Origin of the sequence: Streptomyces sp. GESEQ-35 (genome assembly GCF_017948485.1) — a bacterium.
Classification (GTDB): Bacteria; Actinomycetota; Actinomycetes; order Streptomycetales; family Streptomycetaceae; genus Streptomyces.
Map to the genome: position 1 here is coordinate 118,129 of NZ_JAFFSX010000026.1, position 25,863 is coordinate 143,991.

The 25,863-nt window shown below is 69.5% G+C and carries 19 protein-coding genes and 2 pseudogenes; 6 read left to right on the forward strand and 15 right to left on the reverse strand.

Annotated features, from left to right (window positions below; genetic code table 11):
• Positions 1 to 242 precede the first annotated feature (242 nt).
• From KCH87_RS37285 to KCH87_RS37315, 7 genes are all read right to left on the reverse strand, one after another.
• Positions 243 to 776 (reverse strand): hypothetical protein, encoded by a 534-nt coding sequence (locus KCH87_RS37285; protein ID WP_210592288.1) that lies wholly within the window; start codon positions 774 to 776, stop codon positions 243 to 245.
• Positions 777 to 1,009: 233 nt separating this feature from the next.
• Positions 1,010 to 2,737 (reverse strand): relaxase/mobilization nuclease domain-containing protein, encoded by a 1,728-nt coding sequence (locus KCH87_RS37290; protein ID WP_210592289.1) that lies wholly within the window; start codon positions 2,735 to 2,737, stop codon positions 1,010 to 1,012.
• Entirely contained in the window at positions 2,734 to 3,075 is a 342-nt protein-coding gene (locus KCH87_RS37295; RefSeq protein WP_210592290.1) for a plasmid mobilization relaxosome protein MobC, read from the reverse strand. Before KCH87_RS37295 ends, KCH87_RS37290 begins: the two co-directional genes overlap by 4 nt.
• Before the next feature lie 389 nt (positions 3,076 to 3,464).
• Positions 3,465 to 4,457, reverse strand: coding sequence for a DUF2637 domain-containing protein (locus KCH87_RS37300; protein WP_210592291.1), 993 nt, complete (start codon positions 4,455 to 4,457; stop codon positions 3,465 to 3,467).
• A gap of 407 nt (positions 4,458 to 4,864) precedes the next feature.
• The gene (locus KCH87_RS37305) at positions 4,865 to 6,391 is read right to left on the reverse strand and encodes a DnaB-like helicase N-terminal domain-containing protein (RefSeq protein ID WP_308299005.1); all 1,527 of its coding nucleotides are present in this window, start codon (positions 6,389 to 6,391) and stop codon (positions 4,865 to 4,867) included.
• Between the two features lie 135 nt (positions 6,392 to 6,526).
• The gene (locus KCH87_RS37310) at positions 6,527 to 6,718 is read right to left on the reverse strand and encodes a hypothetical protein (protein ID WP_210592292.1); all 192 of its coding nucleotides are present in this window, start codon (positions 6,716 to 6,718) and stop codon (positions 6,527 to 6,529) included.
• Between the two features lie 253 nt (positions 6,719 to 6,971).
• Complete coding sequence (locus KCH87_RS37315) at positions 6,972 to 8,405, reverse strand: recombinase family protein (protein WP_210592293.1); 1,434 nt, start codon at positions 8,403 to 8,405, stop codon at positions 6,972 to 6,974.
• Positions 8,406 to 8,428: 23 nt separating this feature from the next.
• Between KCH87_RS37315 and KCH87_RS37320 the strand changes: the two are divergent.
• Together KCH87_RS37320 and KCH87_RS37325 are read left to right on the forward strand one after the other, a co-directional pair.
• Positions 8,429 to 9,115, forward strand: a pseudogene (locus KCH87_RS37320) (LLM class flavin-dependent oxidoreductase); the annotation flags it as partial.
• A 128-nt stretch (positions 9,116 to 9,243) separates the two neighbouring features.
• On the forward strand, positions 9,244 to 10,113 hold the full coding sequence (locus KCH87_RS37325; protein WP_210592294.1) for a Cof-type HAD-IIB family hydrolase: 870 nt from the start codon (positions 9,244 to 9,246) through the stop codon (positions 10,111 to 10,113).
• 73 nt (positions 10,114 to 10,186) lie between these two features.
• Here KCH87_RS37325 and KCH87_RS37330 read toward each other — a convergent pair whose 3' ends face one another.
• The 5 genes and pseudogenes from KCH87_RS37330 to KCH87_RS37350 form a co-directional block, all read right to left on the reverse strand.
• Complete coding sequence (locus KCH87_RS37330) at positions 10,187 to 11,236, reverse strand: M23 family metallopeptidase (protein ID WP_210592295.1); 1,050 nt, start codon at positions 11,234 to 11,236, stop codon at positions 10,187 to 10,189.
• A 90-nt stretch (positions 11,237 to 11,326) separates the two neighbouring features.
• A pseudogene (locus tag KCH87_RS37335) lies at positions 11,327 to 11,485 on the reverse strand (two-component system sensor kinase); the annotation flags it as partial.
• 207 nt (positions 11,486 to 11,692) lie between these two features.
• The gene (gene cydD / locus KCH87_RS37340; RefSeq protein ID WP_210592296.1) at positions 11,693 to 15,184 is read right to left on the reverse strand and encodes a thiol reductant ABC exporter subunit CydD; all 3,492 of its coding nucleotides are present in this window, start codon (positions 15,182 to 15,184) and stop codon (positions 11,693 to 11,695) included.
• Positions 15,185 to 15,253: 69 nt separating this feature from the next.
• Positions 15,254 to 16,273 (reverse strand): cytochrome d ubiquinol oxidase subunit II, encoded by a 1,020-nt coding sequence (cydB, locus tag KCH87_RS37345; RefSeq protein ID WP_210592297.1) that lies wholly within the window; start codon positions 16,271 to 16,273, stop codon positions 15,254 to 15,256.
• 20 nt (positions 16,274 to 16,293) lie between these two features.
• The gene (locus KCH87_RS37350) at positions 16,294 to 17,802 is read right to left on the reverse strand and encodes a cytochrome ubiquinol oxidase subunit I (RefSeq protein ID WP_210592298.1); all 1,509 of its coding nucleotides are present in this window, start codon (positions 17,800 to 17,802) and stop codon (positions 16,294 to 16,296) included.
• 471 nt (positions 17,803 to 18,273) lie between these two features.
• On the opposite strand from KCH87_RS37350, the gene KCH87_RS37355 reads away from it, so the two are divergent.
• Positions 18,274 to 19,506 carry an MFS transporter gene (locus KCH87_RS37355; protein ID WP_210592299.1) on the forward strand — a complete coding sequence of 411 codons (1,233 nt, stop codon included), beginning with the start codon at positions 18,274 to 18,276 and terminating at the stop codon, positions 19,504 to 19,506.
• Positions 19,507 to 19,511: 5 nt separating this feature from the next.
• On the opposite strand, the gene hisC is transcribed toward KCH87_RS37355, so the two are convergent.
• Positions 19,512 to 20,591 carry a histidinol-phosphate transaminase gene (hisC, locus tag KCH87_RS37360; protein ID WP_210592300.1) on the reverse strand — a complete coding sequence of 360 codons (1,080 nt, stop codon included), beginning with the start codon at positions 20,589 to 20,591 and terminating at the stop codon, positions 19,512 to 19,514.
• 441 nt (positions 20,592 to 21,032) lie between these two features.
• Here hisC and KCH87_RS37365 point away from each other — a divergent pair, with 441 nt between their 5' ends.
• The 3 genes from KCH87_RS37365 to KCH87_RS37375 all read left to right on the forward strand — a co-directional run bounded on the left by KCH87_RS37365 (position 21,033) and on the right by KCH87_RS37375 (position 24,489).
• Positions 21,033 to 22,145 (forward strand): LacI family DNA-binding transcriptional regulator, encoded by a 1,113-nt coding sequence (locus KCH87_RS37365; RefSeq protein WP_210592301.1) that lies wholly within the window; start codon positions 21,033 to 21,035, stop codon positions 22,143 to 22,145.
• A 199-nt stretch (positions 22,146 to 22,344) separates the two neighbouring features.
• The gene (locus KCH87_RS37370) at positions 22,345 to 23,427 is read left to right on the forward strand and encodes a metallophosphoesterase (RefSeq protein WP_210592302.1); all 1,083 of its coding nucleotides are present in this window, start codon (positions 22,345 to 22,347) and stop codon (positions 23,425 to 23,427) included.
• 192 nt (positions 23,428 to 23,619) lie between these two features.
• Positions 23,620 to 24,489, forward strand: a complete 870-nt coding sequence (locus tag KCH87_RS37375) for a hypothetical protein (protein ID WP_210592303.1) — start codon at positions 23,620 to 23,622, stop codon at positions 24,487 to 24,489.
• 180 nt (positions 24,490 to 24,669) lie between these two features.
• Here the strand turns inward: KCH87_RS37375 and KCH87_RS37380 are convergent, their stop codons facing one another.
• Positions 24,670 to 24,798 carry a hypothetical protein gene (locus KCH87_RS37380; protein ID WP_374199086.1) on the reverse strand — a complete coding sequence of 43 codons (129 nt, stop codon included), beginning with the start codon at positions 24,796 to 24,798 and terminating at the stop codon, positions 24,670 to 24,672.
• Positions 24,799 to 24,809: 11 nt separating this feature from the next.
• Positions 24,810 to 25,817 carry a hypothetical protein gene (locus tag KCH87_RS37385; RefSeq protein WP_210592304.1) on the reverse strand — a complete coding sequence of 336 codons (1,008 nt, stop codon included), beginning with the start codon at positions 25,815 to 25,817 and terminating at the stop codon, positions 24,810 to 24,812.
• Positions 25,818 to 25,863: the final 46 nt, after the last annotated feature.

Below are 25,863 nucleotides of genomic sequence, written 5' to 3' on the forward strand. Positions count from 1 at the left end.
CGGGGTCAGCGCGACGCAGAGCGGGCTGCCGCAGCGCCCAGGGGTGGCCGGATTCGATCGCTGTCCGCCCCTCCTTGGGCCCGGGAGAGGAGGCGCCGTCTCTGGCCGGGAAACGGCTGAAGTCGCCCGTCGAGTGGGGACTCCAAGGTCCACGCGCACGGACGCATGGGTGCCGATCATTTCGTCGATGCACCAGCTGTCCGTTGTCATTGAATTGAGCCCGATGATTCCAGGATCTGACGTCAGCTGACAGGCAGGTGGAACCAACGCTGAATGGAGTTCGGTAGATCGCAGTGCAACGCGGTTTCCAGCTCTTGCCAGTATCCCCACTCCCGCTGGAACTCATCTGTGCCTTCGGCAGGTGACGGTTCGCGCGCTGCCGCCAACAAGCATCCGGCGTGGATAAACATCCAGTACGTGATATTCGTGATCTCAGCCGGTCCGCATGCCCATGTCCGGTCCCTCGCCGTCTCCAGCTCTTGGAGGAGCTTGCGGAGCTTGGCGAACTCGTCCGCATCTGGCACCACGGTGTGCACCTTGTAGAACTTGCATGCCTCCGTGTGAGCATGGCTGTACGCCTTTGCCGCTGAGAGGAAGTCGTGCGCGGCTGCCAACCGGACCTCGCGTGTCCATTGGGCGTACTGGTCATCTCCGGTGACGTGAGCAGCCCTCACCGTGCTCCGCGCCTGGATTCGTGCAGCGCGGAGAGCCAGAAGGGCAGCCGCCGCCGACACGAGCACTGCCAGCCCCGAGATCCCCACCTCAAACCAATCCATGCCACAAATGCTGCCGTGTCGCCGACCGTGATGCGGGGGGAACCACTGAGCTGCTGCTTCGAGCATGCTCGCACCAGCCCTCGGCTTCACGAACACGCCGTCCCGCCCGGCTCGCCGCGTCTCGTGGACGCCAGCCTGGAGAGGGCGCTCGCCAAGGCGCAGGCCGCCTCCTGACCACCTGCTTTACCGCTGCCCCTCTGCCTTGGCAGAGGGGCAGCGGCGTAAACCCCGGATTACCGTGCGTTGCGCGGCCCGTCGTGTCGGCTTGGCGAGGGCCGGGCAGTGCTTCCGACCTTCGTCGCAGCGGTGGTGTGTTGGGGCATCGTGGTGGCGTCGGCGGGTAGGTCGGCCATGCGTCGCAGGCGCCATACGAGCACGTCGCTGATCGACCCGGCGGTGCCCAGCTCCCGCCGCCCGGCGGCCTCGGTCAGCAGCGCTGCCGGGTCGTGGCCGGCGCTCTCGGCGTCGGCGAGTGTGGCGGCCAGGGCGTGCCAGCCCGGTTCGGCGAGAACCTGATCCGCCAACTCCGGCACCGCCTGACGCAGGTGGACGGTTTGCCTCTGGCGCAGGAACTGCGACAGGCGCTGACCTCGCTGGTGCAGCACGCCCAGTGGGACGTTGGCAGCGGCCTGGTAGGCGGCGCGCAGGTGCTCGGCGGCCTCCCGGGCAGCGGCTGCCTGCTGAGCGTGCCCCTTCTTCGCATGCCAGTGAGCGGCGGCGGTCACGAGGAAGAACGCCATGTCGATCACCATCGCCGTGGTCGCCCCGTCCTCCCCGCGGCCGAGCGCCGGCCCGCTGAAAATGAGATCGCGGGCTGCTTGGCGCAGGGCGCGGTCGTGCCTGCGCTCGGCATTGATGTGGGAGCGGGTGGCCCGCTCGAACACGAAGGCCGCCTCGCGCAGTTCGGTTCGGGTGTGGGCGGCCGAGGTCTTGGCGAGCGCGTCCAGGACCTCCCCGCCCGCCGCGATGTGCGCGGCCACCGCCGCGTCCTCACCGTTGTCGACGACCAGCACCGCCTGCCACGCCGCCGTGGCTGCCCGGCGCCGCGCAGTAGCCGGACCGCTTGGCGCGGGATCGGAGGCTCGGTCGGACGGTGCCCTGTCGCTTCGGTCGGCGGCGTTGCTGTCGCCGGAGAAGCGTTTGCGGATGCGGGGCAGGGACAGGTCGGGGGAGAGGGTGGAGCCCGCGTAGAACACCGGCTCCTTCTCGCCGTTGCGGTTGTCCGGGAGGGCGACCTTGTAGCCGAGCAGGTCGCCTGAGGGTGCGACGCGCTTGCGGATCAGCAGGCCGGCAGCAGCCAGGCGGTCGAAGAACTCCTCCTCGCTCGTCGCTCCGGCCACTGCCCGCCGTACGGTCTCCCGCAGTTCCTCGCGCGCGGGTTGTTCCCTGCCCTCGCGTTCCGCCTTGTGGAGTTCGGCGCTGGTGGGGCGTTTGGCGGCGGTGCCGTCCCCGGGCGCGACGCGGCGTAGCCCGTAGTCGGCTTCGATGCGCCGGCATTCGGCCTGGGCGCGGCGGGCCTCGTTGTGTCGACGGGGTCGGCGGCCGTCGTCCCGGACGAGGGTGGCGATGATGTGGATGTGATCGTCTGCATGGCGGACGGCGGCCCACCGGCAGGCTTGCTCGTCGCCGTCTGGGGCTATGCCGGTGGCAGCGACCATGCGGCGGGCGATGGCCGCCCAGTCCTCGTCGGACAGGACCGGGTCCTCCGGGGCAGCCCGCACTGACAGATGCCACACGTGCTTCTCGGGGCGCTTGCCGGCGGGCAGGGCGTTGACGGGCTGGTCGAGCAGGCGCTGAAGCTGGTCGTAGGTGGCCTTCGGGTCGCGGCCGGGGTCGGGGGTGAGCGGGTCGAAGGCGGCCACCAGGTGGGGGTCGATGTGCTCCTCGTCGGTGCCGGGGCCGTACAGGTAGCGGATCAGCCCGATCGTCCCGCTGCCGCGCTTGTGGATGCTGGGGATCACGCCGGGGCACCGCTGTCGCGGTGGGCGAGCAGGGCATCGGCGGCGTCCTCCATGCGGCGGGCCGCGCTGCCGACGGCCACGACCGCAGCGTCTAGGTGGGGTGCGTCGGCGCCGGAGTTGAGGGCCTTGGCGACCTGGTTGAACAGGCCGTGGATGCGGCCCAGGTGCCGGCGAGCGGCGAACAACTCCTCGATGACCTCTCGTTCGGTGGCGATCTCGGCGGCGGTGCGGGTCAGGTCACGGGCGGCTTTGTCGACGGCGTAGGCGAGGAAAGCGGCGTTGGACATCTGGCAGTGGGTGGCGGCGTCAGTGAAGCGCTTGAACTCGGCGTCGTTCATGCGGCAGCTGGGCTGGTGCAGGCGCTTGCGTGACGTCGGCTGACGGGCGCGCTGACGTCTCTTCGAGAGGGACTCGGCCTGCAGGCTTCCTCCCGGCTGCGGTCCGCCCTCGGTCGCAGCCTGACGCTCCGGTGCCCCCTGGCGCCGGGCTGTTCCCGCCACCCCCGGGGCGGGCATTCCGGGAGCATTGCTCCCGGTACAACTTGCTGCGCTGTTGAGGCTGGTGGTCATCTCCTGCTGAGGGGCGGGGAGTTCGTGGTGCGGGTCGTGCATGAGGTGGTTCTCCGTGGGGTGCTGGGTGCTTCGCTGTGCGCGGCCCCGTGCCCCTTCGCTTGTCTGCTCGGGGCACGGGGTGAGCCGGAGGGGGGCGATCGGTGCGTTTGCGGGGGTCAGGCGGTGCCGACGGGGGCTGTGTCGAGTCCCCTCTGCCGCTGGGAGGCGGTTTCGTCGAGTCCGTCGAGAGGCTCGGTTTCGAAGCCGCTGTGCACGATGGGCTCGGCCGGGCCGGTGCGCTCGGCCTGCAGCTGGTCGCGCAAGGCGCGGGCACGCTTCTGGCCGATCCGTAGTGCGCTGCGCAGACGCTCCGCGGTCAGCTGGTCCTCGCTCCAGTCAGCGGTCAGGAGTCGGGCCTCGTCGAGGACTTCGGCGTCGGAGCGGGTGCGTGTGCGGTCGACGGTCGCCTTGGTGGTGGCGGAGGCCCGTCCGGTCGCCCGACGCCGGGCGGCTCCGGTCGACTCCACCACGTCGGCCGACTGGGGCAGTCGAGCAGCGGGAGCCGACTCGTCGGCCTCGGTCGGCCTCGCCACGGGCACCTCGGCGACCTGCACGGGGGTCGACTCGGTCGGCTGCTCGGGCGCCGATTCAGCCTGGTCAGACCTCGACCGCGCGGACTGCTCGTCAGGTTGCTCACTCACCGACTGGGCAGAGGCTGCTTCGGCAGAGTCAGCCGACTCGGGGTTGTGGTGCAGCACCTTCGCCACGAGGTCCGACCCGAAGTAGATCGACCCGACCGGGAGCGAGGTCGCCAGCAGTACGAGGGCCCAGTTCGCAGGGTCCCAGTCGACCAGTCGGCCCCACGGGACCGACGTCGTAGTGTGCAGGGCTGGAACGAGGCCGTGCACGTAGTTCAACAGGAGGCTGGCGATCGTGTAGGTCGCCAGGACCCGCAGCGCGAACTTCCGGTCGGCACCGGTCAGCACGAGCGTGGCGACCAGCGCGAGGGCCATCAGCCCGTCGACAACGATCGGGTAGAGCACGGCGGCGGTGGAGTCGGCACCAATGACGCGAGCCACGTCCGACAGCGCGTTCCACGAGACCCGGAAGGCCATGAGGACGACCGCCACCAGGCCGATGACGAGGGTGATGCGTCCGTTGTGTTTCACGCGACTACCCCCAGAAGGTGCGAGTGCTCGGCGGGCCAGGACGAGCCGGAGCAGGGCGATGGTGGCGCGGATGCCGCGGCTGCTGTGCGTGGAATCCGGGGCTATCGGTGCGGGGGAGGGCAAGGCAGATTTCTCCAGGGCGGTGCGGTATGACTCATCGGGGAGGTGTAAGAGGCGTTCGTTGGTCGTCGGCTCCCACGCGGTCCCCCTCTACAAGGAGGGGGCCGCGCGTGAGTGGCCGGTGGTGTGAGGTGTGTGCAGACCTGCGTGAGCTTCTGACCTGCACGTTCCTCAGCGGCGTGAGCCGTGTGAGGGGCGTCTGGGGCGTTCTCCGGGACACGGCCCGTGAGTGCTCACGTGAGCCGACGGTCTGGTACCAAGGCTCCCGTCCGCCGAGCCCCGTCCCCTCAGGAGACGGCGACCATGTGCCGCGCCCTGGCGCGATACCTCACCTGCCGGTTGCCACCGAGCTCCTGGTCCTTGGTGGCCTGCCCGCCTTCGTACAAGCCCTTCAGCACTCGCCGCGCCTTCTCCTGGTCCTTGGCACTCGGATCCGGCTCACCGGTCATCTGGGCCGCCAGCTCCTTGCTGGTCAGGCCGTTAGGGGCGTCACACAGGAGCTTGTACGGGTCGAGGGGTTCGTCGACCCTCGACGTGCCGCGCTGGTGGTCGTGGATCACTGTGAGCGGTCCGATCTCGCCAGTCACCGTCTTGGCATGGTGGAGTTCGACCACGGCGTTGCCTGCTCCCCCGCTGAGGATCATGACGCTACCCGCGCCGGCGGTGAACCAGGTGGTGCCGTAGACCCGGTCCAGGGTCGGGCGCCCTCCCGGCTTGGCGTCGGCCGTGGCCTTGCGCTGGTGGTGCAGCTCCAGCAGTTCCGCTCCGGAACGGAGCAGCTGTTGCCGAGCGCGGTTGTACGCGCCGACGGCCTCGTCGTCCGTGAGCTTGCCGACGATGTCCTTGACGCTGTCGATGACGACGGTGTCGGCGTCGTGGTGAGCGGCGAGTTCGGCGAGGAGGTTCGGCTCGCGATCGAGCGTGGTCGGCAGCGGTCCGGCCCAGACCACCAGGCGGTCCCGGAGGATCTCCTCGTCTTCCGGCCGTACCAGCCGCCGCAGAGCGCGGGCGATCTGCGGCGGTCGGTCCATCGCGAGGTACAGCACGCGCCTGCCCTCGGTGACCGGCATGCCGAGCACCAGCCTCTGGAAGCCGAGCCTGGCCATGACGAGCTGGTGCGCGATGGTGCTCTTGCCGACGCCCGGCGGGCCGACCAGCATCATGCTCTCGCCGCTCGCCCACCCCGTCTGCTCGGGCGTGCCCCAGATCGGCGGAACCTGGGCGCCGTACTCGTTGACGAAGGACCAGCCGTCGACAGAGAACTGGCCGAGCCTGCCGCTGCCGGACACCCCGTGCCCGGCAGTTGCGTCGAGGGCGCCCTGCAAATGCGCGCGTATCTGGTCGGGGTCGGCACCCTCGGCACCGCTCTGCTGCAACGTCTGCACTGCCGCCGCCTGCAGGCGGCGCAGCTCCGCCTTCTCCCGCACGATCTCGGCGTAGTAGTCGCAGTTGCCCGGTCCCGGCGTCGCGCTGGCGAGCGTATGGAGATAGGCGGCACCACCGACGCGGGCGAGCGCGCCGATCCGCCCGAGCTCCTCACTGAGCGCGATGGGGTCGGTGGGCGAGCCCTCGTCACGCAGGGAAAGCACGGAGCGCCAGATGTCGGCGTGCGCCGGGCGGTAGAAGTCGGCAGCCTGGAGGATCGGGCGGGCCGCGTCAACAGCTGCCGCACTGTACATGCAGGCGCCGAGGACGGCCTGCTCCGCCTCCAGGTGGTGGGGCGGTACGGACAGACCAGGACCCTCGCCGGCGTCGAACCGGAAGCTGGTCTGCGGGGATGCGGTACGGGCAGGCTGGAACGTACCCTGGGGCACAGAACTTCCTCACTCGGTGCCGTACGGGATGGCAGTCCCGGCACCGGGGCAGATCGTTTATGGGCGGTCGTCTGGGAGTCGTTACGGCCTTCGGCGCTCCAACGCCGGGGGCCGCTCCCATGTCTGCGGCTGCCGCTATGCGGCCTTCGCGTACGTCGTGGTCGACATCAGGTCCGCCAGCCGCGCGGCGCTGTGCGGGCTGATCGTCGTCGTGAATCCCGCGCACACGCGCGTCAGGGCTTGGGTACAGGCTGCGGCCTGGGCCTCGCGGCGGCTCGGCGGGCGCGGGGCGGCTACGGCGTCCTGGTGGTCGGACGGCAGGGGCATGAGCAGGTCCTTGCTGGCGGTGCGGAGCTGGCAGGCTGCGCACCGCCGGTCGTTCGTTGGGCGGTCTGTCGCGCACCTGGCCCGAGGCGCTCCAACGCCTGGGCCGTGCGTGCCGCGTACGAAGGACTGGCAGGTCCTCCGAGGCGGCTTTCAGTTTCTGGAGAATCGCCGGTTTGGGTAACCGGCGATCTGCTGCTATGTTGCTCCGCCGCCGCGCCCGGCCGTGCCCCTGGCTCTCGCCTCATCGCCTCGCCTACAGCGGGTTCTGCTCGATGGCAATCCGGTCCCAGTCGAAGACCCCGCTCGGCTTGCCGGAGGCGTCGATCACCACCCCGGAGAACAGGAACCGCAGCACCGCGTTGCGCCGCTCGTCCGTCATCTCGTCGGCGTGCCAGGCGGCCTTCGCACCGGGGCCCGTCAGTCCGTCGAGCAGCTTCATCGGCCGTACGACGAGGCGACGCTGGGCCTTGGCGATGCGGTCGGTGATCTCCTTGCGCATCCTGCGGTACTCCGCCGTGGATATCTCGTTCGCGGTCCACATCCCGTTCAGCTCGTCGAGCTGCCGTTGGTCGGCTTCGACGGATTCCGCCGCTGTGTCCGGCAGTGCGGTCGACGTGAGTTGCCCGGAGACGGTGAGCCTGCCGAGCAGGTCGATGGCGGCCTCCGTGACGAAGTCCTCCAGCTTCACTGCGGCGATCCGCCGCACGCACTTCTTGTCGCCGTTGCGGCTCTTACGTGTGCACAGGTACGACGGCACTCCGCCGATCTTCGTGCCGGACATGAGGGTGCCGCAGCGCGAGCACATGACCAGGCCGCGGAGCAGGTAGAAGCGCCGCAGCTCCAGGTTGGTCTCGTGGACGGCGGACCGGTATTCGCGCCGGTTCCGCGTCTCGTCCCATGTCCCCTGGTCGATGATCGCGGGCCACTTGCCCTGGCCGACCTCCTCGCCCTGGTGCATACGGATGCCGGCGACGTGGCGGGAGTCGAGGAGGGCTCGGACCGTGCCCTGCGTCCACTCCTTGCCGTACACGGTCTTGATGCCGCGCTTGTGGAGAACCAGTGCGATCGCGCTCGGGCTCTGACCCTTGAGGTAGCGGTCGAAGACCTCGCGGACGATCTCGGCCTCGTCCTCCCTGATTGTCATGCCGTCGGCCTCATATCCGAAGCGGCGCTTGCCCGAGTGCGGGAGGCCGGTCTCGGCGCGCTCCTTCAGCGCCGACTTCAGCCGTCGCGACGTGTCGTCGGACGACCGGCAGGCGTGCGCGACCTCGATCCGCAGGATGAACCGGTCGTCGGGGTCCGACAGATTCCGCCGGTTCGCCTCGCCGTGCAGCATGATCTGGTGCTCGTCCGAGACCTGGAGGAGTTCCTCCAGGTCCCTCGGCTGCCGCATCAGGCGGTCCGGGTGGTATGCGATGACGTGCCGGAACTCGCGGCGCTGGGCGCGTTCCAGGAGCTGGTCCCAGCCCGGCCGTTTCCGCCCCCGGCTCCAGGCCGACCGGCTGTTGTCGACGAAAACGTGGGCGGGGTCGATGGTGAGCCCCCGGCGCTCGGCGATCTCCCTGCAGATACGTTCCTGCCGATCGACGCCAGTCTGGTCGTCGTCGTCCGCCTGCGATATCCGGCAGTAGAGGGCCGCAGGCTCACCTGGGGTTACGGTCGGCTCATGGGACCTGGGTCGTCGCATGAGACCGATGGTATGAGCATGGAGTGGGCTCGCCGAACTTCCGGCACCCGGTGACCCTCGCCAAGGAGCTGATCTCCCTCGACGACGTCTCGGGCGGGCGGGTGACACTCGGCGTCGGCGCCGGCGGCACCGGCTTCGACGCCACCGCGCTCGGCCAGGAGCCCTGGACGCCGCGCGAGCGTGCCGACCGGTTCGCCGAGTTCGTGCCGTTGCTCGACCGGCTGCTGACCGAGGACTCGGTTTCGTACGAGGGCGACTTCTACGCGGCGCACGAGGCACGCAACATCCCGGGCTGTGTGCAGCGGCCCCGGCTGCCGTTCGCAGTGGCCGCGACCGGGCCTCGCGGGCTGCGGCTGGCCGCGCAGTACGGGCAGGCCTGGGTGACCACCGGCGATCCCAAGCTGTACGAGAACGGCACCCCTGAACAGTCGGTTCAAGCCATTCGTGGACAGGCGGAGAAGCTCGCCGACGCCTGTGCCGTGATCGGCCGTGATGTGTCCGGGCTCGACAAGATCCTGCTCACCGGTTTCACCCCGGACCGCGGCCGCCCGCTCCAGTCGCTCGACGCCTTCGTGGACTTCGCGGGGCTCCACCTGGAACTGGGCTTCACCGAGATCGTGATCCACTGGCCGATCCCCGACTCGGACTTCGCCGCCGACGAGAAGGTCTTCGAGCGGATCGCCATGGAGGCGCCGGCGCAGCTGCGCTGAGCTGCGGCTGCGGCTCCGGCTCCGGCTGCGGCTGCGATCACGAGGATGAGGTTGCAGGTGAGAGCCGTCACCACTCACATGTGCGGAGTCCCGCACGGCCGTGCAGGCGGATACGGGAGAATAGCCGGGTGACCTCAGCGACTCGACAGCCCGAGACCCCGGCCCCCACTGTCCCGCCGCGCCTGATCGCGACCGACCTCGACGGCACTCTGCTGCGCGACGACAAGTCGGTCTCCCCGCGTACGGTCGCCGCCCTGGCCGCCGCCGAGGAGGCGGGCATCGAGGTCTTCTTCGTCACCGGCCGCCCGGCCCGCTGGATGGACGTCGTCAGCGACCACGTCCACGGGCACGGCCTGGCGATCTGCGGGAACGGCGCCGCGGTGGTCGACCTGCACGGCGGCCCCGGCACCCACCGGTTCGTGAAGGTGCGGGAGCTGGAGCGGCACAACGCGCTGGACGCCGTACGACTGCTGCGTGAGGCGGCGCCCGGCACGGTGTACGCGGTCGAGCAGACGTACGGCTTCCACCAGGAGCCGGACTACCCGAAGCTGCACATGGAGGTCCCGGACAACCTGGCGCCGGCCGAGCAGCTGCTGGCCGCGGACGCTCCCGGTGCCGGTGAGCCGGTCCTCAAGATCCTCGCGTACCACGCCGAGATCGATCCCGACGCCTTCCTCACCCTCGCCCGCCTCGCTGTAGGCGACCGTGCCAATGTCACCCGGTCCAGCCCCAGCGCCCTGCTGGAGCTCAGCGGCCCGGGTGTCTCCAAGGCCAGCACGCTCGCCCTGTGCTGTGCCGAGCGCGGTATCTCGCACGAGGAGGTGGTCGCTTTCGGCGACATGCCGAACGACGTCGAGATGCTCACCTGGGCCGGTCAGTCGTACGCGATGGGGAACGCACACCCGGATGTGATCGCGGCCGCGTCGGGGCGGACGGTCGCCAACAACGAGGACGGGGTGGCGATAGTGATCGAGCGCATGCTGGCGGAGCGGGTGTAACGGGCGTCGCCCTGGAGCACGCCCCTTACACAAGCACAGTCACCACTCGACCACGCCCCTCACGCGAGCACGGTCACAGCTCGACCCCACGCTCCGCCAGCCACGGCACCGGATCCACCGACGACCCCAGCTCCGGCGTGACCCGCACCTCGAAGTGCAGATGCGGACCGGTGGAGTTCCCGGTGCTGCCGGACTGCCCGATCCACTGCCCTGGGGAAACCCGCTCGCCCTGGTCGACAGCGGCGGAGGCGAGGTGCGCGTACTGCGAGTAGTAGCCGCCGGGGTGCTCGATCACGAGCTGGATGCCGAAGCCACCGCCGCACGACACCCTGACGACGCGTCCCGTGCCGACCGACTGGACCGGAGTGCCGACCGGTACCGCGAAATCCTGACCGGTGTGCCCGCTCGCCCACAGCTCGCCGCCGCTGCCGAAGCTCGCGGACAGTTCGTACGTCTCCACGGGCACGACCCACGCGCGTGTGACATTCAGCTGCCGCTGATCGAGTCTGACGGCACCGCCGCAGCTGCCCGCCGCGACCGACGCGTCCGCCTGGCCCTGCAACTGCCACCGCGCCTCCTCCAGCTTCTGCTCGATGTCCTTCTTCAGAGCGGCGAGTTCGACGTTCCGCCGCTCCAGCGCCTGCCACACCGCCGCTGCCCTGACCTCGTCCGCGGCCAGTCGCGCCTCGGCCCGTCGGCTCTTGTCGATGGCGTTGTTGACGGCCAGACCGGCTCGCGCGAAGGCATGCTGACCGCGCATCAGCTCGTCCGGGCTGTCCGCGAGGATGATCTGCGCGGTGAGCGGCATCCCGCCGCCGCTGCGGTACTGGGCGCGCGCGATACGGCCCAGGTCCTCGTGCATCACGGCGATCTCCCGCCGCTCGCGGTCGAGAAGTGCCTCGTGCCGCTCGGCCTTGGCCCGCTGCGCCTCGGCCTCCTGCCGCCCCGCCTCGTATCGCCGCGTCGCCACCGCCGCGTCCTCGTACAGCCGCGCCACCTGGGCACTGATGCCGGGGCCGTCGCCCGGGACGTTGTCCGCGGCGTCGGTGGGGCGGGCTACGAGGACGGCGAATGCGCACATCAGCACCGGAACCAGCAGCGGATGGCGGCGAGATGAGCGCATGTCAGCGATCGTGACCCGGTGCCGGGGCTCCGGTCCTGTTCAAGTCGTACGCATGGGGGACTCATTGCTGCGGACGGGTCACACCCGCTCTCAGTGGGGCGCTTCCCACACCACCGTCGTGCCGCCGCCGTTCTCCCCGATGCCCGGCCCGTGCCAACTGTCGCCGCCCAGGGATTCGGCGCGCCGCTTGAGGTTCTTCAGTCCGCGGCGCCGACCGCTTTCGGGGATGCCGACGCCGTCGTCCGCGGCGCTTTTAAGGAAAGGCGGGCGAAACGGCATGGCGCTGAGCGAGCCCGGCACAGTTCGGCAGCGCCCCGAAGGGGCGCGGGGCTGTGCCGATATACGGCTCCGCCGCAATGGGTCCCCCCCCCCCGCTCGATCGATCGAAGCCGAGAGTGCGGGAGCGACCAGCCACGACGAACCCGCAGATGACGCAGCGGCCTTCCAGCGAAGCGCCTAGCCCACGCCGACCAGCACCTCCGACTCCGCCTCCCGCTCCGCCATCCGCCGCAGCGGCCCCTCCACGAGGGCCAGCTCCGCGTACGTGCCCCGCTGGGCCACGCGCCCTTCCTCCAGCACGATCACCTCGTCCACCGTCTCCAGACCGGCCAGCCGGTGGGTGATGAGCAGCGTCGTACGGCCCTCGGTGGCGGCCAGCAGATCGGCGGTGAGCGCGTCCGCCGTCGACAGGTCCAGATGCTCGGCGGGCTCGTCGAGCACCAGGACGGGGAAGTCGGCGAGCACCGCGCGGGCCAGCGCGAGCCGCTGGCGCTGGCCGCCGGACAGTCGCGCTCCGTGCTCGCCGACCAGAGTGTCGAGCCCGTCGGGCAGGCTCTCGGCCCAGTCCAGCAGCCGGGCGCGCTTCAGGGCGTCGCGAAGCTCGTCCTCGGTGGCGTCCTTCTTGGCGAGCAGCAGGTTCTCCCGGACCGAGCTGTCGAAGAGGTGCGCGTCCTGGGCACACAGCCCGACGAACCGCCGTACGTCATCGCCGTCCAGTGCGCCTGCATCCACGCCGGCCAGCGTGTACGAGCCCGCATCCGCGTCCAGGAAGCGCAGCAGCACCTGTGCGAGCGTCGTCTTGCCGGATCCGGACGGGCCGACCACGGCGATCCGGTGGCCCTCCGCCAGCGTCAGGTCGAGGCCGGCGAGAGCGTCCCGCTCCTGCCCCGCATACCGGGCGGCCAGGCCCTTGACGACGACCGGGAACGGCGACGCGGGAGCCTGCCGGGGCCGCTCCGGCTCCCGTACCGGCTCGGGCGCGTCCAGCACGTCGTACACGCGCTCCGCGCTCTTGCGCACCCGCTGCCGGAACTGCACGGCGAGCGGCATGCCGAGTACGGCCTCGAAGGCGGCCAGCGGGGTGAGGACGACGACGGCCATCGCAATGCCGCTGAGCCGGCCGTCGGCGACCGCCTGGGCGCCTGTGAGGGCGGTGGCGGCGACGGTCAGGCCGGAGACCAACGCGGTGAGCCCGTCGCCGAGCGCGGTGGCCGTGGCGGCGCGCGAGGCGATCCGGGTGAGCGTGCCGTCGGCCCGCCGTGCCTCGGCGGTACGTGCGGGCAGTGCGCCGGCCACGGACAACTCGGCCGTGCCGGTGAGGAGATCGGCCACACGGGTCGCCAGCACTCCTCGCGCGGGGGCCAGCCTGCGCTCCGCACGCCGGGCGACGGCTCCGGTGAGCAGCGGCACACCGGCACCGGCCACCAGCAGTCCCACGGCGAGCACGGCGCCGGCCTCGGGCAGCAGCCAGGCCGTGAATCCGACCGAGGCGGCGGACACGACGACGGCGGCACCGGCGGGCAGCAGCCAGCGCAGCCAGTAGTCCTGTAGCGCGTCCACGTCGGAGACGAGCCGCGACAGCAGGTCACCCCGTCGGGTCCGGCGCAGCCCGGCGGGCGCCAGCCGCTCCAGCCGCCGGTACACGGCGACCCGCGTATCAGCCAGCATCCGCAGCACGGCGTCGTGCGACACCAGTCGCTCGGCATACCGGAAAACGGCGCGCCCGATCCCGAAGGCCCGCGTCGCCGTCACAGCCACCATCAGATACAGCACCGGCGGCTGCTGCGAGGCCCGCGAGATGAGCCACCCGGACGTCGCCATGAGCCCGACGGCGCTCCCGAGGGCCAGACTCCCCAGCAGCAGGGCAAGGGCGAGACGTCCGCGGTGGGCGCGCGCCATGCCGCGGATGCGGGCGAGCAGGCCGCCTGCCGTCGTCGAGACCGCCGTTTCCGGCTGGAGTGCGGGGCTGTCCGCCACCGCTTCCGCCATGCGATCGGCCGCCGATCCCTTGGACGTGACCTCCGGGGGCACGTCCGCGATGGCCTCTTCCAGCCGGACCACCCGATCCGCGACCCCCAGCAACGCCGGCCGATGCACAACCAGCAGCACCGTCCGGCCCACCGCCAGTCGGCGGACCGCCTCCACGACCTGGCCCTCGGTCGCCCCGTCCAAAGCGGCCGTCGGCTCGTCGAGCAACAGCACGGGCCGGTCCGCGAGGAAGGCCCGGGCGAGCGCGAGCCGTTGCCGCTGCCCTGCGGACAGTCCGGCCCCGTCCTCGCCGAGCACGGTGTCGACGCCCTGCGACAGCGCGTCCACGAACTCCAGCGCCCCCGCGTCCCGGAGCGCCTGTCGTACGTCGGTGTCGTCCGCGTCGGGACGCGCGAGGCGTACGTTCTCCGCGATCGTCCCGGCGTACAGATGGGGCCGCTGCGGCACCCAGGCGATCCGCGACCGCCACTGCTCCAGATCGACCTCGGTGAGATCGACTCCCCCGAGCAACACGCGTCCCTCGGCGGGTTGCACGAACCCCAGCAGGGCGTGCAGCAGCGTCGACTTGCCCGCGCCGCTCGGCCCGACGAGTGCGACCGTCTCCCCGGGTTCGACGGCGAACGACACCTCGGACACCGCGTCCGCGGACCGCCCTGGGTACCGGACCGTGACGCCTTCGAAGCGAAGCGCCCCGGCCGGCACGGCAGCGGTTCCCGATGCCGGCACCGGCGTCTGAAGCACCGCAAAGATCTCCTCGGCAGCCGAAAGCCCCTCAGCCGCCGCGTGATACTGCGCTCCCACCTGCCGTAGCGGCAGGTACGCCTCAGGCGCGAGCACAAGGATGACCAGGCCGATGTAGAGGTCCATCTCGCCATGGACGAGCCGCATGCCGATGGTCACCGCTACCAGGGCGACCGAGATCGTGGCGAGCAACTCCAGTGCGAAGGAGGAGAGGAAGGCGATCCGCAGGGTGCGCATGGTCGCCTGCCGGTACTCGTCGGTGATGCGCCGGATCGAGTCGGCCTGCGCCTTGGCCCGACCGAAGACCTTCAGGGTGGGCAGCCCCGCGACGACATCCAGGAAGTGCCCGGACAGCCGGGACAGCAGCCGCCACTGACGGTCCATCCGGGACTGCGTGGCCCATCCGATCAGCACCATGAAGATCGGGATGAGGGGCAGGGTGCCGACGATGATCGCGGCAGAGACCCAGTCCTCGGTCACGATCCGGGCCAGCACCGCCACCGGAACGACGACCGCCAATCCCAACTGCGGGAGATAGCGCGAGAAGTAGTCGTCGAGGGCATCGACTCCGCGCGTGGCAAGGGCCACCAGCGATCCGGTCCGCTGCCCGCTCAGCCAGCCCGGTCCGAGCGACCCGGCCCGCTCCAGCAACCGTCCGCGCAGCTCCGACTTCACCGCGGCACTGGCCCGGTGGGCGGCGAGCTCGGTGAGCCAGGCGACCGTGGCGCGCCCGACCGCCACAGCCACCAACAGCAGCAGGGGAGTGCCGAGTTCACCGACCGACAGCCCGTGCTGGAACGCACCGACCACCACCTCGGCGATGAGCATCGCCTGCGCGATGACCAGCGCCGCTCCGACAGCGCCGAGGCCGACGACGGCCAACAGGAAGAGCCGGGTGGCGCGGGCGTACCGGAGCAGTCGCGGGTCGATCGGTTTCACGTGAAACACACCCTCTTCTCAAGAGGCCTCATGGGGCATGTTTCACGTGAAACATGCCCCAATTCGGACTCAGTGTGATGCTCCGGCGGCAGCGTCGGCGGCAATGTGCTGCGTACCGATCCGCTTGCGGAACACCCAGTACGTCCAGGACTGGTAGAGCAGCACGATCGGCGTGGCGATCGCCGCACACCAGGTCATGATCTTCAGGGTGTACGGACTCGACGAGGCGTTGGTGACCGTGAGACTCCAGTCCTCATTGAGCGAGGACGGCATGACGTTCGGGAAGAGCGACAGGAAGAGCATGGCCACGGTGGCCACGATCGTGATGCCGGACAGAGCGAACGACCAGCCCTCGCGCCCCGCCTGATTCGCCGCCAGCGCCGCGACCAGCGAGGCGACCGCCACGATCAGGGCGACCAGGCTCTGGCCGTCACCGCTGTCGACCTGGGTCCAGAGGAGGAAGATCAACGCCAACACGGCGGTGACGAGGCCGACTTGAAGCGCCAGCTTCCGCGCCCGTACCCGGATGTCCCCGACGGTTTTGAGTGCCGTGAACACCGCGCCATGGAAGGTGAACAGCGTCAGGGTGACCAGGCCGCCAAGGACCGCGTACGGGTTGAGCAGGTCCCAGAGGTTGCCGACGTAGTCGAAGTTCTGGTCGATCTTCACCCCCCGCACGATGTTGCCGAAGGCCACACCCCACAGGAACGCCGGGATCAGCGAGGTCCAGAAGATCGCGGTCTCCCAGTTGCGCTGCCAGTTCTCCTCGGGCCGCTTCGCCCGGTACTCGAAGGCGACGCCCCGCACGATCAGGCAGACCAGGATGAGCAGCAGCGGCAGATAGAAGCCGGAGAAGAGAGTGGCGTACCACTCGGGGAAGGCGGCGAAGGTCGCGCCGCCCGCCGTGAGCAGCCACACCTCGTTGCCGTCCCAGACGGGTCCGATGGTGTTGATCAGCACCCGTCGCTCGGGCCGGTCACGTGCGAGCAGTTTGGTGAGGATGCCGACCCCGAAGTCGAAGCCTTCCAGGAAGAAGTAGCCGGTCCACAGGACGGCGATGAGGACGAACCAGACGTCGTGAAGTTCCATGACTGTGCAGCTCCCTCGGCCTAGTACGAGAAGGCCATCGGCTTGTCGGCGTCACGGGAGTCGCCGCCGATCTTCGTGGGCGGGTTCAGGTCGGCCTCGGTGAGCTCGGGCGGGCCGGCCTTGACGTACTTCGCGAGCAGCTTGACCTCGATGACGGCGAGGACGGCATAGAGCGAGGTGAAGACGATCATCGACGTGAGGATCTCGCCCTGGGAGACGCTGGGGGAGACCGCGTCACGGGTCTGCAGGACGCCGTAGACGACCCACGGCTGACGGCCCATCTCGGTGAAGATCCAGCCCCAGGAGTTGGCGATCAGCGGGAAGGCCAGGGTCCAGATGGCGATGCGCCAGTACCACTTGGTGAGCGTCGAGCCGAGTGGCTTCTTCCAGAACAGGACGAGCTGTGGCACCTCGTCATCACCGACCCGCAGATGCTGTGGCAGCAGGAACTTCTTGCGGGTCAGCCAGAGTCCGGCCAGGCCGATGGCGAAGGAGGTCATGCCGAACCCGATCATCCAGCGGAAGCCCCAGTAGGCGACCGGGATGTTGGGCCGGTAGTCGCCGGGCCCGAACTGCTCCTGCTCGGCCTTCTGGACGTCGTTGATGCCGGGGACGTACGAGGTGAAGTCGTCCTTGGCCAGGAAGGACAGCAGGCCCGGAATTTCTATGGCGACCTTGTTGTGGCCCTTTTCCACATCGCCGTAGGCGAAGACCGAGAACGGCGCCGGCGCCTCGCCGTCCCACAGCGCCTCGGCGGCGGCCATCTTCATCGGCTGCTGCTCGTACATGATCTTGCCGAGTGTGTCGCCGCTGACCGCGGTGAGCAGGCCGCCGATGGCGACGGTGACCAGGCCGAGCCGGAGCGAGGTCTTCATCTCGCGGATGTGCTTCTTGCGGAGCAGATGGAAGGCGGAGATGCCGACCATGAAGGCACCGCCGGTGAGGAAGGCGGCGGACAGCGTGTGGAAGGCCTGGGCGAGCGCGGTGTTCTGGGTGAGAACCAGCCAGAAGTCGGTGAGTTCGGCCCGCCCCTTCGCCTCGTTGATCTTGTAGCCGACGGGGTGCTGCATCCAGGAGTTGGCCGCGAGGATGAAGTACGCCGACAGGATCGTGCCGATCGAGACCATCCACATACAGGCAAGGTGGATCTTCTTGGGCAGCTTGTCCCAGCCGAAGATCCACAGGCCGATGAAGGTCGACTCGAAGAAGAACGCGATCAGGGCCTCGAAGGCGAGCGGGGCGCCGAAGATGTCACCGACGAAGCGCGAGTAGTCGGACCAGTTCATGCCGAACTGGAACTCCTGCACGATGCCGGTGACCACACCCATCGCAATGTTGATCAGGAAGAGCTTGCCCCAGAACTTGGTCGCCCTGAGGTACTTCTCCTTCTCCGTGCGCACCCAGGCGGTCTGCAGTCCGGCCGTGAGGGCGGCCAGCGAGATCGTCAGGGGGACGAACAGGAAGTGGTAGACGGTGGTGATGCCGAACTGCCATCGCGCCAAAGTCTCCGGCGCCAGAGCCAGGTCCACGTCGTCAGTCTCCTTACGTCGCCGTGGTCACAGCGGCAGTTTGCCCCTCTTGTTCCGTACATCTGGGGAGCAACTGGGACACGTTTGTGAACGCGTTCACATTCACAAGCAATTATGACCTACTGGTTTTCGACGCCCGCACGGGGGTCCCCCTTTCCGTCATCGCCCTGGCGGATGTCAACCCCTTGGCAAGCACTTCAACATCTCGTTGAACTCGTCGCATGCGGGAGGCGCTGCTTCGACACCGGTGTCTGTGTTCCACGTGAAACATCCGCCCAGCAGGTCGTCGCCCCCCGGCGCGGTCGCTTGCCGGACCCTGTCGCCCGTGCCGGACGGTGACACCGTACGTGTGGAACTGGCCGACGAATAGCAGTCGTTGGCCCCCTCGTTTGCCCCACCCACTCGCCTCACGCTTGGATGGCGCCGGTCAAGGCGAGGCCGATCGAGCCTCGAACGAGGGGGTCCGAGGGCATGCTCGATCGGCGGTTCAGGTGGCTCTGGGCGTCATACGCCGTCAGCACCTTCGGCACCTTTTTCGCCTTGGACGCGTTCCGTCTGATCGCGATCCTCGTCCTGGACGCTGGTCCGACGCAGGTGGCGTTGCTGGCCGCCGCGGGGCTGGCCGTGGGGGCGGTCGTGGCGGTGCCGCTCGGTCCCTGGGTGGAGTTCCGCCGCAAACGGCCGGTGATGATCGCGATGGACCTGGTGCGGTTCACGGCGCTGCTGACCATCCCCGCCGCCTATGCGCTCGGCCTGCTCTCCTTCGCCCAGCTCGTGGTGGTGTCGGTCGTCGTCGCCGCGGCCGACATCACCTTCATCGCGGCGAGCGGGGCCTTCCTGAAGAGCCTCGTACAGCCGCAGGACCTGCTCGTCGCGAACGGCCGTTTCGAGTCCACGACCTGGACCGCCACCATGCTCGGACCACCGCTCGGCGGGGCCGCGATCGGCCTGTTCGGCCCGGTCACGACCGTGACGGCCGACGCGCTGAGCTACTTGCTCTCCGCGTTGGGAATCCGCGCCGTGGGCGGCAAGGAACCCCGCCCGGTACGCGACGAGGGACCGCGGCTGCGCGCAGCCGACCTGCTCGACGGCTGGCGCTACATCCTCGGCCACCCGACGCTGCGCCCGCTGTTCTTCAACTCGCTCCTGGTCAACGGCCTGATCATGGCGCCGGCGCCGCTGCTCGCCGTCCTCATGCTCGGTCCGCTCGGTTTCGCCCCCTGGCAGTACGCCCTCGCCTTCGCGGTGCCGTGCACCGGCGGCCTGATCGGCTCACGGCTGGCCCGACCGCTGGCCGCCCGGTTCGGCCGGCACCGGACGCTGCTCACCGCCGGGGTGCTGCGCGCCTGCTGGCCGATCGGGCTGGCCTTCGTCGGCCCCGGCACGGCCGGGCTCGTCCTCGTCATGGTCGTCGAATTCGGGCTGATCATCTGCATCGGCGTGTTCAACCCGGTACTCGCCACCTACCGGCTGGAACACACCCCCAAGGAACGCGTCGCCCGCACCCTGTCGGCGTGGTCGATCACCGCCAAGGCCACCACCGCGGCCATGACCGCCGTATGGGGCCTGCTGGCCGGCCTCACCGACACGCGCACCGCGATCGCCATCGCCGGTGTCCTGCTGCTGGCCACCCCGCTCCTGCTCCCACGACGCGACCACGCGCCGCAGCTCGAGCCGGGCGAGGCGGCCAACAACCCTGTCTGACACGCCTACAACTCCTTACGGAACGCTTCGGCCACCTTCAGGAAGATGTCGTTCCCCTCGGTCTCCCCGACGGTCACCCGCACGCCCTCACCCGGGAACGGCCGGACGACCACGCCCGCCTGCTCGCACGCCGCGGCGAACTCGACCGTGCGCTCCCCCAGCCGCAGCCACACGAAGTTGGCCTGGGTCTCAGGCACCGTCCAGCCCTGGGCACGCAGCCCGTCGACCACACGCGTGCGCTCGCACACCAGTGAGCCGACCCGGCCGAGCAGTTCGTCCTCGGCCTGCAACGAGGCGATCGCCGCTTCCTGCGCGATCTGGCTCACGCCGAACGGCACCGCCGTCTTGCGCAGCGCCGCCGCCACCGGCTCATGGGCGATCGCGAATCCGACGCGCAGTCCGGCCAGTCCGTACGCCTTCGAGAACGTCCGCAGCACACAGACGTTCGGCCGGTCGCGGTACAGCGCCACGCCGTCCGGCACCTCGGCGTCACGGATGAACTCCCGGTACGCCTCGTCCAGCACCACCAGCACATCGCCCGGCACCCGGTCGAGGAAGCGCTCCAACTCGGTCCGTCGTACGACCGTGCCCGTCGGGTTGTTGGGGTTGCAGACGAAGATCAGCCGGGTCCGGTCGGTGATCGCGTCCGCCATCGCGTCAAGGTCGTGCACATCGCCCGGCGTCAGCGGCACCTGCACCGAGGTGGCACCGCTGATCTGGGCGATGATCGGGTACGCCTCGAAGGACCGCCAGGCGTAGATCACCTCGTCGCCGGGGCCGGCGGTGGACTGGATCAGCTGCTGGGCGACGCCGACCGAGCCGGTGCCGGTGGCCAGATGGGTCACGGGGACGGCGAACCGTTCGGACAGCTCGTTCATCAGGCCCGTGCAGGCCATGTCCGGGTAGCGGTTGAACGACGAGGCAGCGGCCGTCACGCTCTCCATCACGCCGGGCAGCGGCGGATAGGGGTTCTCATTGGAGGACAGCTTGTACGCCACCGGACCGCCGGCGGCAGCGGGCCGCCCCGGCTTGTAGGTGGGGATACCCTCCAGCTCGGCGCGCAGCTTGGGGCTGGTCTCGCTCACCGCAGTCCTCCTCGCGACCACCGGCGGACCCTGACCGGCGCCGGTTTCCAATGCTTCTCACCTTATGAGGATTCGGCGCTGCTGCGTATGGGGCGGCGGCCACCTCGTGCGCCCGGGAGCGACGGATCCCACTCGCCCCACTGACATCAGGGGCATCGCCGTACGAAGGTGTGCGAATTGTGGGGCGCGCTCACATATATCTATGCGCCGGTGGCTCGCGCCGTAGCGCGCATCACCCGTGAAGGTGAGTTGAGACCTCTTCGAAACATCGGCGACTTGGCAGGTGTGCACACGCCGACAAGTTACGTGTTGGTGTGGAAGCGCCCAACTCCCTTACTTTCCAAGGGAATTGACGGTCTGTGACCTTGCAGAAACGTGCCTGTCAACGGGTGCATATGCGTCCGCACTACCCCACCACATGAGCCCTACTATCGGCTCGCCATGACAGCAGCAGGGAAGCACCAGGTGAGCCGCGCGGAAACCTCACGTCGAGGCAGCAGGCCGGGCCGAGCGGGCATCAGAGACGTCGCCGCCGCCGCCGGAGTCTCCATCACGACCGTCTCCGACGCCCTCAACGGCAAGGGCCGGCTCCCGGACGCCACCCGACGCCATGTCCGCGAAGTCGCCGACCGACTGGGTTATCGCCCGTCGGCGGCGGCCCGAACCCTCCGTACCGGCAAGTCCGGACTGATCGGCCTGACCGTGACGACATACGGGGATGAACCTTTCACCTTCACCGAGTTCGCGTACTTCGCCGAGATGGCCAGAGCCGCCACCTCGGCCGCGCTCGCCCGCGGTTACGCCCTCGTCATCCTCCCCGCGACCTCCCGCCACGACGTGTGGTCGAACGTCGCCCTGGACGGCACGGTCGTCATCGACCCGTCCGACCAGGACCCGGTGGTCAGCGAACTGGTCCGGCAGGGTTTACCGGTCGTCTCCGACGGCCGCCCTGCCGGGTCGCTGCCGGTCACCGCCTGGGTCGACAACGACCACGAGGCCGCGGTCATGGGCATTCTCGACCACCTGGCCGACGCCGGCGCCCGCCGCATCGGCCTGCTGACCGGGACGACGACGGACACGTACACCCATCTGTCGACCACCGCATATCTGCGCTGGTGCGAGCGAGTGGGCCAGGATCCGGTGTACGAGGCCTACCCGGCGCACGATCCGTGCGCGGGCGCCGTCGCCGCCGACCGGCTGCTCGCCCGCCCCGACCGGCCCGACGCCGTCTACGGCCTGTTCGACCCGAACGGCACCGATCTGCTCGCCGCCGCCCGCCGCTACGGGATGCGCGTACCGGACGACCTGCTTCTGGTCTGTTGCAGCGAGTCCACCGTGTACGCCAACACCGAGCCGCCCGTCACCACGCTCTCCCTGAAGCCGCGCCGCATCGGCACAGCGGTGGTCCAACTCCTCATCGACGCCATCGAGGGGGTCGAATCGGACCAACCGGTCGAGCAGGTGATACCGACCGAGCTGATCGTGCGTACCTCGTCCCAGCGACGGCCGCCGCGCACGACCGTCAGCCCGCCGCGGTCGCCCAAGAAGGAATAGAACGGGGTCGGCAGCTGGGTGGCAAAGCCCGGCCCAATCGGGGCGAAAGCCGCGATGAACTGGAGTCTTGCGCTGATTCACCACCCCTGGGTCATCACATGGCGCGATCCGCATTCCTATGATGGGCCCACGACACCGCGGGCCGCTGCGACCAGGCAGTCCGACGCGGTGCAGCTGCGGCGCGATGGTGGAGGGGTCGATGACTCAGGGGGCCGGTCAGGGACCCGAGGCGGAGCGGACGGCGACGTTGCGCGACTTCCGGGTACCCGCGTATGTCCACGAGACCGGTCCGTACGTCCACAGCGCGGGCCCCGGCGAGGCCGTCAGCCCCGTCGAGGAGCCTGTGGACCACCCGGACGGTTACACGCCCACCCAGCGCGACCTGCCCGTCGTCAACCGCGGTGACACGCTTCAGGCGACCGTCGACCCCGCGTCCGCGACGACCCCGCAGTCCAATGCCGGGCCGGGTCCGCTGTACGTCGTCGGAGACGTCCACGGCTATCTGGACGAGTTGGTGGCCGCCCTCCAGGAAAAGGGCCTCATCGACACCGCGGGCGACTGGTGCGCGGGCGCCACCCGGCTGTGGTTCCTCGGCGACTTCACCGACCGCGGCCCGGACGGCATCGGCGTCATCGACCTCGTGATGCGTCTGTCCGCCGAGGCAGCCGCCGCCGGCGGCTACTGCAAGGCACTCATGGGCAACCACGAGCTGCTCCTCCTCGGCGCCAAGCGGTTCGGCGACACCCCCGTCAACTCCGGTGCGGGCACCGCCACCTTCCAGGCCGCCTGGCTGCTCAACGGCGGCCAGAAGACCGACATGGACCGTCTCCAGGACCACCACCTCCAGTGGATGGCGCGACTGGACGCCGTCGAGGAAGTGGACGGCCATCTGCTCGTGCACTCCGACACCACCGCCTATCTCGACTACGGCGACTCCATCGAGGCGGTCAACGACACCGTCCACGAGGCGCTCACCCGCAACGACGCGGACGAAGTGTGGGACCTGTTCCGCAAGTTCACCAAGCGGTTCTCCTTCCGCGACGAGGGCGGCGCCGACGCCGTGCGCTCACTGCTCGATACGTACGGCGGCACCCGCATCGTTCACGGCCACAGCCCCATTCCGTACCTGCTGGGCGAAGTCGGCTCCGAGGACGACGAGGACGATGACGGTCCCCATGTCGCGGGACCGCACGTCTACGCCGACGGGCTGGCCATCGCCATGGACGGCGGAGTGACCATGGCCGGAAAGCTGCTGGTCCAGCAACTTCCCCTGGATATGTGAACGTCCACAGGGCAGGCGTCCCCCACGGAGGTACTACCGGAGACGGCCCAGGCCAGAGGGCAATTTTTGGAAACCCCCTGTCACCGTGTGCCGTCACCGCTCTACCATCGGCTTATCCGTAGCAGGCTCCCCTCCGTTTCTGCCATACGGCTCGTCAGCGTGCGAGCCCCAAGCCCTACGGAGCATCGGGGGATGCACATGAACAGCGTTCCGCAGCACCTGCTGAGCGAGGACCGCCAGGAATACGAGCGGATCCTCGATGAGGCGCTGCGCTCCGCCCCACACCGCCCTGAACTGGCCGCTGTCGGACAGCGGCTCAACCCGGAACAGCTGCGCACCATGGCCCTCAACGCCTCCGCACTCATCACCGCGGCGGCAGCCACCGAGTACCAGCACTACGTGAAGGTCCGCGAGGAACTGCGCCAACCGGCGCCGTCCACCCCGTCGTCCGTCCGTGAATCCGGCTCCACCGAGCCGGGCACGAACGGACTGGGGCTCGCCGCCACCATGAGCGAGGTCGCCGAGACCGCCGGCGCGGGCGCCGTCGCCGTCGTCGCGGTCCTGGCACCCGTCCTCGCCGGAACAGCCGCTGCGATCTTCCTGCTCGTGGGCTACATCCTGAAGATGCTCGACCCCGCGCCGGAGTTCGCCCAGACCATGCTGACCACCGGATGGGTGTTCGGCGCCATGACCGCGGCCGCGATCCTTGTCGCCGCGGTCGGGCTGCTGATCACCGCCCTGCGCAACAGGCCCTCGCCCGACACAGGCCCCTACGGGGAACTGAGCGGGGAGGTGGCCAAGGCAAGGGAAATCTGGCGCGAGGCCGTGCTGGAGCGCGGCATCCTGCCGTTCCTGCGAGACGCACTGGCCCAACCCGGCACCGCCGCGGCACTGCACCGCACGGCACCGCCGGCAACGACCAATCGCATGCCGCACCTCGGCTACAACCGCCCGGGTTTCAGCAGCCCCGACGAAGGACCTGCCCCGGGCCACCGCCCGAGCTTCACCAGCCCGGACTACTCCAGCCCGGACTTCGGAGGCCCGGAGCACCAGCCGGACTAGAACGCCCCGGCATGACGCCCTTCGGCTTGCGCCCCCACGCAGGGGAGCGCAAGCCGAACACGGGGCTGTGGACGGCCTGTTGCTGTAGGCGCCCCAGCAAGGCTTCGACGGCCTCGGTCGCGGACCGCCCCGAACGGCACCGTCAAATCGACGCCCGACGTCGGGCCCTGAGTGCTGCCGTCAGTTCGCGATCGGCAGATACACGCGACTGCCCGCCTCCGCGAACTCCTTCGACTTCTGAGCCATGCCCTCTTCGATCTCCGCCTTGGTACCGCCGTGTTCACGGCGGATGTCGTGGGAGATCTTCATCGAAGACAGCTTCAAGCCTGAGTGAGCGGTTGCGGTTCTCCCCTTTCCGGAAGGGTGATGATCGCGATGCTCTCCGGCTGGGCTACCGCAAGGCGGGTGCCATCCGGGTGCAGGGCAACAACGGGCGTCGGAATGTGAGTGGCCCCGTAGCTGCCGTCTCTCCGGGGCACCTCCACGGTGGGCCATTCCGCCACCACGGCACCCGTCGCGACATCGATCAGCCGCGGATGCCCGTACAGCGAGACGACCGTGTCGCCCCGCGCGATCAGGGTGCCGATGCAGAAATCGACCCGGCTGCAATGGATCCACCGCCTTGCGGAGAGCGACCACACGCCCAACTGTCCTGGGCCCAGGACAGGGATCCCCTCGTCGTCGAGAGCCTGCTCCCCGGTCGCCACAGCCATGCGATCACCATCGAGCCAACAGGCCGAGACGACCTCCGCGTCGATGCCCGGGTCCGAGGGCAGCACACCACGGCCATCGAGCACGGCAGGGTCCGTCAACGCACTGGCCAGGTCGAAGACTTCGACGATCCCGTACGGATGCCAGAACCAGCCGGCCGAGAGCAGGTGTGTCCCGTCCGGGCTCACCTCCAGTCGCGAGTGGAAGACGTCCCTCGGATGGCGTTCGCCATCGGTGAGCCGCTCTCCCGACTCCGCATCCTCGATCTCAAGGACGTTGTACTCCTCCGGGCAGTGGACCAGAACCTCGCGGCCGTCCTGCAACGTCCCGAGTGCCACCGCATAGTCGAAGTCTTCCGCATAGTCGTAGCTGCGACTCAGCTCACGGACGAGCCGATCGCCATCGAGCAGCAGCGCCTCGGTACCACGCTCGGCATAGACAACGGAGTAGCGACCGGACGGGGAGACGACGCTCCGGTCGAAGGGAAACCCATGGATGACCGAGGCATGCTGCTCCACACCGTCAGGACCCCATCGGCGGCCACCCACCGCATCGACCAGATCATCGCCGTTCCACACCAGCGACTGCGCCTCAGCCGTCACCTTCAGAACGATCAAGACTCCGCCTCCCCCTCATCCCCGAACGCACGATGGCGCTGCCCCG

Bases quoted from the DNA above. Each gene is read 5' to 3' on its own strand.
- KCH87_RS37285 (WP_210592288.1), bottom strand. From the start codon at position 776: ATGGATTGGTTTGAGGTGGGGATCTCGGGGCTGGCAGTGCTCGTGTCG.
- KCH87_RS37295 (WP_210592290.1), bottom strand. From the start codon at position 3,075: ATGAACGACGCCGAGTTCAAGCGCTTCACTGACGCCGCCACCCACTGC.
- KCH87_RS37310 (WP_210592292.1), bottom strand. From the start codon at position 6,718: ATGCCCCTGCCGTCCGACCACCAGGACGCCGTAGCCGCCCCGCGCCCG.
- KCH87_RS37315 (WP_210592293.1), bottom strand. From the start codon at position 8,405: ATGCGACGACCCAGGTCCCATGAGCCGACCGTAACCCCAGGTGAGCCT.
- KCH87_RS37330 (WP_210592295.1), bottom strand. From the start codon at position 11,236: ATGCGCTCATCTCGCCGCCATCCGCTGCTGGTTCCGGTGCTGATGTGC.
- cydB (WP_210592297.1), bottom strand. From the start codon at position 16,273: ATGGAACTTCACGACGTCTGGTTCGTCCTCATCGCCGTCCTGTGGACC.
- KCH87_RS37355 (WP_210592299.1), top strand. From the start codon at position 18,274: ATGCTCGATCGGCGGTTCAGGTGGCTCTGGGCGTCATACGCCGTCAGC.
- KCH87_RS37365 (WP_210592301.1), top strand. From the start codon at position 21,033: ATGACAGCAGCAGGGAAGCACCAGGTGAGCCGCGCGGAAACCTCACGT.
- KCH87_RS37370 (WP_210592302.1), top strand. From the start codon at position 22,345: ATGACTCAGGGGGCCGGTCAGGGACCCGAGGCGGAGCGGACGGCGACG.
- KCH87_RS37375 (WP_210592303.1), top strand. From the start codon at position 23,620: ATGCACATGAACAGCGTTCCGCAGCACCTGCTGAGCGAGGACCGCCAG.
- KCH87_RS37380 (WP_374199086.1), bottom strand. From the start codon at position 24,798: ATGAAGATCTCCCACGACATCCGCCGTGAACACGGCGGTACCAAGGCG.